Here is a 5,284-nt window from a genome sequence, read left to right as displayed (position 1 = left end):
TTGAAGAAATCGGGACGAGTTTGGTTCTCGAAGCAAATCAATGGGCCCAGTTCCAGCAATACGAACAAGCACTTCCCCGCGCTAAGTTGGCAGCCCAACTCCTACCTGATAACGCCGATGCTTGGGCGATTTTAGGCAGCTTGCACTTGCAGATGGAAGATGCTTCCGCTGCGATCGCCGCTTTGGAAAAAGCCCGCGAACTGACCCCAGAAAATGCGACGATCTTGTTTGCGTTGGGTTCGGCTTACTTCCGAGACGGGAATTACGATCGAGCGGCGGTCGAACTTGAAGCTGGATTGAAACTCGAACCCGAGGTGACCGGCGCGCTCTTTGATTTGGGCAATGCTTACTATCTCTTAGGAGATTACTCCGAGGCAATCGATCGCTACGAGACCGCATTGGAACAGGATGAGACATTTTGGCCGGCAACCAACAACATGGGACTGGTCAAATACGAGCAGGGTGAAACCCAGGCCGCGATCGAATTGTGGCAGGAAGCTGCTGAAGTGGAGAATGCTGCCGAACCGCAACTGGCACAGGCTGTCGCGCTCTATACTCAGGGGAAACAGGAAGAAGGATGGGAACTGGGCGAAACGGCCATCGGGATCGATCTTCGGTATGCCGACCTCGATTTCTTGAAAGCCAATCTGTGGGGAACGCGGTTGCTTGGCGATGCCGAAATCTTTCTGCAAACGCCTCGCATTCAATCGACCATCGCCCAAGGAGTCAATCGACCGCCGACGAACATTGAAATCGTTCCCGAATAAATAATCTCCGAATCGGGAATAGAGCGCCCGTCGAACGTTTGGGGAACGTTGGGGATTTGCACTCTATTTCCCGACTCGAGGTGGGTTTACTCCAAAGTCTTGCTTGCTATGAGATCTGGGATTTCGATCCCTGGAGCGATCGCTTTATTCTTGAGGCAAGAGGCTGTGAATGCGATCGACAAACTCTTGGTGGTCGATCACCGGTTTGGAAATATAAGCATCGGCACCGCTTTTAGCCAGAAATGATTCTCGATCGCCGGCCATTGCGTGAGCTGTGACGAGAATAATCGGTAAACTCGCTGTTTCTGGGTTCGCCTTCAGGATTTGGGTAATCCGAATGCCATCGACCGCCTGACCTTGATACACGCTGCGAGCGAGGGAAACATCCATCAGAATAATGTCGGCTTCTCTAGCCTGAGCAATTTGCATTACTTCTTCGACGTTTTCCGTGTGCTTCACCGCTAAGCCACCTCGCTTGGTTAGAATCTTAGAGAAAACTCGGGCGTTAACTAAGTCGTCCTCTACAATCAGAACGGTTTTCGTCATGTTCTACCTACTTGCGTAACCTTGGGCGTTGGGGCAATCTTTCGTTACCTACCTATGAATTATACTCCCAACCTTACCTCGAGTTCATTCTAGACTAGACTCAGGGGGTCGCTTCGACTAACGCAAGTTCTCAGATCGCCCCCGCGAACGCTCATCATCACTCGCTCGTCCCGAAAAATATTCACCCACGGGACAGATATTCACCGCACACCCGATATATTGTCGTATATTGTCACCCGTCTATTTCCGGGATGGAGGAATCAAGCTTCATGGCCAAGCAGCTCAACCTACTCGCCAAAGGACAGATCGTCTCGACTGCGCTACACACCGAGATGCAACAGTCCTATCTCGAATATGCCATGAGCGTGATTGTCGGGCGAGCGCTACCGGACGTCCGCGATGGTCTCAAACCCGTTCACCGGCGAATTTTGTACGCCATGCACGAACTGGGATTGACCCCCGATCGCCCCTATCGTAAATGCGCTCGCGTGGTGGGAGACGTACTGGGGAAATATCACCCCCACGGCGACCAGGCGGTATACGATGCTCTGGTGCGGATGGTACAGGAGTTTTCTAGCCGCTACCCGTTGTTGGCCGGTCACGGCAACTTCGGCTCGGTGGATAACGATCCCGCCGCTGCCATGCGCTACACCGAAACTCGCTTATCTCCCATCGGTAACGAAGCCCTGCTTTCGGAAATTGGCGAGGCGACGGTGGATTTTATTGGTAACTTTGACAGTTCCCAGCAAGAACCGGTGGTTCTGCCCGCCCAACTGCCGATTTTGTTGCTCAATGGCTGTTCTGGAATTGCCGTGGGGATGGCGACGAATATTCCCCCTCATAATTTAGGCGAGGTGGTGGATGCGGCGATCGCCCTGGTCGATCGTCCCACTCTCGACGATGAAAAACTACTCCAACTGATTCCCGGCCCCGATTTTCCCACCGGGGGAGAAATTATCGGCACTCAGGGCATTCGGGATGCCTACCGCACGGGACGGGGAAGTATCACCATGCGAGGGGTTGTGGGGGTGGAACAGGTGGACACCGGACGCACCCGCCGTTCCCGTCGTTCGGCCCTAATCGTGAGCGAATTTCCGTTTCAGGTGAGTAAGTCCAGTTGGATCGAGAAGGTTGCCGCATTGGTTAACCAAGGGCGACTCGAAGGTATTTCCGATCTGCGAGACGAGAGCGATCGCGATGGGATTCGGGTGGTGGTGGAACTGAAGCGGGAAGCCAAGCCTAAGCAAGTCCTCGCCCAGCTTTACCGGCAAACGCCCCTACAACAAAATTTCGGCGCGATCTTGTTGGCGATCGTAGACGGTCAGCCGCGCCAGCTACCCCTGCGGGAAATTTTGCAGCAGTTCCTCGATTTTCGGGAACGAACGCTTACCCGACAGTATCGCGACGAACTCGAAAAAACCGAGGATCGCTTGCACTTACTTGAAGGATTGCTTATGGCACTCGAAGCCCTCGACGAGATTATCGAGATTCTTCGGGGTGCGGCTGATGGTACGACGGCCAAGATCGAATTTCAAAATCGGTTCGATTTTAGCGATCGCCAAGCGTCGGCAATTCTGGCGATGCCGTTGCGACGGCTGACGGGGTTGGAACGACAGAACTTACAGGCAGAATTTGAGGAACTGACGGCACGGCGATCGCAACTGCAAAACTTACTCAACGATCGCAACGAACTGCTCAAAGCTCTCAAAAAAGAGCTGCGATCGTTCAAGCGCAAGTTCAAGAGCGATCGCCTCACCCGGATTATCTCCGCCGAAGCTCAAACCGTACCGGCTCAAGCGATTTCCCCCAAAAAAGGCAAACCCAAGAAGGGGAAACCCGACTCGGCTCAAATCTCGCCAGCTCTAGATTTGAGCGTTCCGGAAGAGAAGGTGATGCTCGAATTTACCCATCGCGGTTACGTGCGACGTTTGACTCCGGCGGCTTGGGAAAAACAGCGCAGCAAACAAGATCCTCCTAGGGGGAAAATTCTCGACTCCACTGAAGATTTCAGCGTCCGGGTTCTACCGGTCAAAACCGGACAAGATTTGCTGGTTCTCACCCGCGATGGCAAAGCATACTCAACGAAAATTGCCGATATTCCCCCGATCGGCAAGCGCAACTCGCGGGGGGAACCTTTGGTGGGATTGCTACCGCCCTCTGCCGGGGCCGATCGAGATACCTGCGTTGAATACTTTGTTCGATCGGACTATCCCAATACGGAGCAATTGCTCTTGCTGACGGCTCAGGGACGCATCAAACGCTTGTCTCTAGAAGATTTGACCAATATGACCGTACGAGGACTCACGGCGCTCAAACTCAAAGATGACGATCGGCTGTTCTACGGGAGTATGACTCGAACGGGAGAAGAAGTGGCGATCGCGACGACGGGAGGGCGGGTGCTGCGCCTAACGGTGGATGAGGAACAACTACCGATTCTCGGACGCACCGCTCAAGGCTATCAAGTGATGCGGTTGCGCAAAAATGAGGGCATTGTCGGTTGCGCGACGGTGCGTCCGGGTGACGATATCGTATTGGTGACGAAGCGGGGATATGCCAAGCGCCTGGCCGTTGGAGATTTGCGCTTGTCTAACCGGGGAGAAATCGGCACCCAGGCCCTGCAATTTGCCACGAAAGCCGATACCCTCGCGGGGATGGTTCCGGCACGACGAGATGGAGAGGTGAGGTTACTTACCAGTCGAGATCGGTTTGTGAGTCTACTCCTCGATCCGATGCGATCGGGGAATAAAGATAGCAAAGGCAAGCGAATTGCAGATCTCAAATCAACCGAAACGATCGTCTCGCTGACATTATGCTTGCCTTAAGGAGCTTGGGAGTTAATAACGTGCGTCGGGGTTAACAGCCATATAGCCGTTAACCCCGACGATGCCCTCGCTAAAAATATCGATCGGGCTGACGAATACTTACACCTAAATTATGAAGCCGAATACTTTTTGACGAGTCGATCGATATCTGAAATCACATCATCGACCGTGCAAATAATTTCAGCATGTCCGCGAGCATTTCGCGCCTCTAAGGCTTGGGCTTCTAACATTTCTTGAAACTCCATTCGAGCGAGTTCTTTACTTGAATAAGCTTCTCGGGTTTGTTTAACTCCAGTTGTGGCTTGAATGACCTGAGCCATTTTTCCTTTAATGGCAACATTATTCATGTTGGCGACGGTGGCATAGGTGTTGATTCGCTTATTTCCTCGAAAAAGCGAGACTCCACCGTGCTGGGCGATTTTCGCATTCAAATATTTATTGCTGCGCGCTGCGAGCGCCCGAAATTGACGGTGCTTTTGAGATTTCAAATTTTTGATTTTTCGATTGTTGTTTTTCATCGAATAAACCTCTTTGTAATGCGCGAGCTTTACACTTCTATTATAACTAAAATATTGTGTGTTGACAATAAAATTAACTGCCTTGCTTTATCAATATTTAGAGTTGAATCGGTCTTGCAAAGCCCCTTTACGACCCTCGATATACCCACAGTCTTCCTGTTAAAATTAAGATTCAAATTTTTGAGGGGAAAAAATTGAAAATGAAACCTAAGTTCACAACAACGATCGCATGGCAGCAAGCCGAAGTCCTGATGCAGCCAGCTCTAATTCGTCTGGTTGATAATATTCAGAAAAAACTCGATCGGTCCCCATGGAAAGGCCACTACCGAGAAACCCACGTTCCCTATCCCGGCTATCAACTCGATCTAGAAGTTCGCGATCGCCAAGTCAGCGTGGATATTTGGGAACTGTGCTATAAAATCTGCTTCCGCAACTACCGCCCCACCCACGCACCTCAAGAAACCTATGAAGTGGAGATCGATACGACTTTGCTCGACGATACCGGGGATGTCAACTGGGAAAACTTAGATGCTAAAGCCGAACAGGTTGCCGGGGACGTATTTGAAAGCTTGCCTCAAGAAACAGCTTAGGTATTTGAATTGCGAGCGCGCTTTTGGGAAACAAGAAATCT

5 protein-coding genes are annotated in these 5,284 nt (G+C 51.6%); 3 read left to right on the top strand and 2 right to left on the bottom strand.

Annotated features, from left to right (window positions below; translation table 11 throughout):
• On the top strand, positions 1-767 hold a 767-nt coding region (locus IQ235_RS18120; protein WP_264322815.1), incomplete at its 5' end, for a tetratricopeptide repeat protein.
• A gap of 144 nt (positions 768-911) precedes the next feature.
• On the opposite strand, the gene IQ235_RS18115 is transcribed toward IQ235_RS18120, so the two are convergent.
• The gene (locus IQ235_RS18115) at positions 912-1,313 is read right to left on the bottom strand and encodes a response regulator (protein WP_264322814.1); all 402 of its coding nucleotides are present in this window, start codon (positions 1,311-1,313) and stop codon (positions 912-914) included.
• Positions 1,314-1,582: 269 nt separating this feature from the next.
• Here IQ235_RS18115 and IQ235_RS18110 point away from each other — a divergent pair, with 269 nt between their 5' ends.
• Positions 1,583-4,135, top strand: coding sequence for a DNA gyrase/topoisomerase IV subunit A (locus IQ235_RS18110; RefSeq protein WP_264322813.1), 2,553 nt, complete (start codon positions 1,583-1,585; stop codon positions 4,133-4,135).
• Positions 4,136-4,245: 110 nt separating this feature from the next.
• On the opposite strand, the gene IQ235_RS18105 is transcribed toward IQ235_RS18110, so the two are convergent.
• Positions 4,246-4,653 carry a hypothetical protein gene (locus IQ235_RS18105; RefSeq protein ID WP_264322812.1) on the bottom strand — a complete coding sequence of 136 codons (408 nt, stop codon included), beginning with the start codon at positions 4,651-4,653 and terminating at the stop codon, positions 4,246-4,248.
• Between the two features lie 200 nt (positions 4,654-4,853).
• Here IQ235_RS18105 and IQ235_RS18100 point away from each other — a divergent pair, with 200 nt between their 5' ends.
• Positions 4,854-5,243 carry a hypothetical protein gene (locus IQ235_RS18100; protein ID WP_264322811.1) on the top strand — a complete coding sequence of 130 codons (390 nt, stop codon included), beginning with the start codon at positions 4,854-4,856 and terminating at the stop codon, positions 5,241-5,243.
• The last annotated feature ends 41 nt before the right edge of the window (positions 5,244-5,284 follow it).

This window comes from Zarconia navalis LEGE 11467 (genome assembly GCF_015207075.1).
In the GTDB taxonomy this organism is placed as follows: domain Bacteria; phylum Cyanobacteriota; class Cyanobacteriia; order Cyanobacteriales; family Geitlerinemataceae; genus Zarconia; species Zarconia navalis.
This window is presented reverse-complemented; position numbering and strand designations above follow the sequence as displayed.